The 1418-nt window shown below is 42.5% G+C and carries 2 protein-coding genes; both read right to left on the bottom strand.

What is annotated here, in order from left to right:
* Window positions 1–33: 33 nt before the first annotated feature.
* A complete protein-coding gene (locus CHB66_RS16745; RefSeq protein ID WP_089242555.1) occupies window positions 34–969 on the bottom strand; it encodes an ISAon1 family transposase in 936 nt (311 codons plus the stop codon).
* A gap of 29 nt (window positions 970–998) precedes the next feature.
* Complete coding sequence (locus CHB66_RS16740) at window positions 999–1358, bottom strand: ISAon1 family transposase N-terminal region protein (RefSeq protein WP_089242554.1); 360 nt, start codon at window positions 1356–1358, stop codon at window positions 999–1001.
* Window positions 1359–1418 lie beyond the last annotated feature (60 nt).

The following is a 1418-nucleotide window of genomic DNA, read 5'->3' as shown; positions in this document are numbered from 1 at the left end:
GGATCAGTCTTAAAATCTGGGGAGGTTCAAAATTTAGCCATAGATATTAGCTAGTCTAAATAGGAAGAACTCTACATTTGAAACGCCTCTAAACTGTGCTCTAAAAGCTTTGATTTTTGCGTTGAATGATTCAGCCGAAGCGTTTGTACTTCTGTTTTCGAAGAAATTGAGAATGGTTTCATAGTGGTTTTGGATGGTTCTGGATACTGTTTTGAAGGATTTAAACCCTGCTTTTTCCACTTCATTATACCAGAAAGCCAGTTTGGTAAAAGCTACTCCTTTTATTTTACTAGTCTGATAGATTCGAGCAAGAGACCTGGACAGTTTATAGGCTTTTTCCAGATCTGGATACCTTTGGAAAAGTATTTCTGCCCGGTGAGCCTGGGAGGGCGTCCAAGAGTCCTCTCCCTTGAAAAGAAGGTGCCTGCTTCGGGCAAGCAATTGTTTTTCTGTGTCTCCGTTTTCGAGCCTGTTGGAGATAAATGGCTTGCCAAATTCTTTACTCAGCTCCATTTCTTTATTTTCCTGTTCGATGGCTTCCCATCTGTGGGCTATTCTCATTTCCTGAACAGCCTCATGTACGAGCTGCTGTACATGAAACCGGTCGGTAACCAACAGTGCTTTAGGGAAACTCCTGCGGACAATTCGCTCCATGCTGGCTGCCATGTCAAGGGTCACTTCCTTCACTTTCTTGCGTTTGCTCTCGGGTAGTTTTCTTAGAATATCAATTACCCGCCCGCTGTCAGTTCCCTTGATCATAGCAACCAACGCTCCCTTTTTGCCTTTGGCGGCTTTATTGGTCAGTACGGTATAGAGCTCTCCCTGAGAAAGGGATGTTTCATCAATGCTGAGGTGTGTGCCTAAATTTTGTGGAAAGAGGATCCAATCCTTGGCATGGGATTTCTGAGACCAAGTCTGAAAGTCACTAAGATGAAAAACATACTGATGTTCAAGAACTTTTCCGTTCACATGGAAGTTTTCGGCAAGACTCTTACAGCTTACAGGGGACGAGTCCAATCGTTCCTTTTTAAAAAAAGCGCGAATTCCTGTGTCATTCGCGTGCCGTTAGCTACCAAATTCCAGTCCCTGCTTACATTCTTTCCCGTCTCTTCATTCAACCACTTTCTCCGTTTAATTTTCAGGAAACAAGCTTTACCCCTCAGAGGGAAATCCTGAATAGTAACCTCCTCAAAAAAACCTTTGGAGGTGAGCTTCACTCCCTGGAGATGTTCAGGGTGAATATTGAGTTCTTCCAGATAAATATGATAAGCATTGTCCTTTAAGGTTGCTGAAGTAACCTTGAAAAATTCCAAAAGCCCTTTAGGCAAAAGCAAACTGAGGTAATCCTTTTCTTCCAATTCTTTTTTTTAACAAAGAAAATCGATTGAACCCAATTCCCCAACTTTTAGGACTGATCC

Origin of the sequence: Belliella buryatensis (assembly GCF_900188245.1) — a bacterium.
Classification (GTDB): Bacteria; Bacteroidota; Bacteroidia; order Cytophagales; family Cyclobacteriaceae; genus Belliella; species Belliella buryatensis.
The sequence above is the reverse complement of the archived record's forward strand: the minus strand, read 5'-3'. Positions and strand labels throughout refer to the sequence as shown.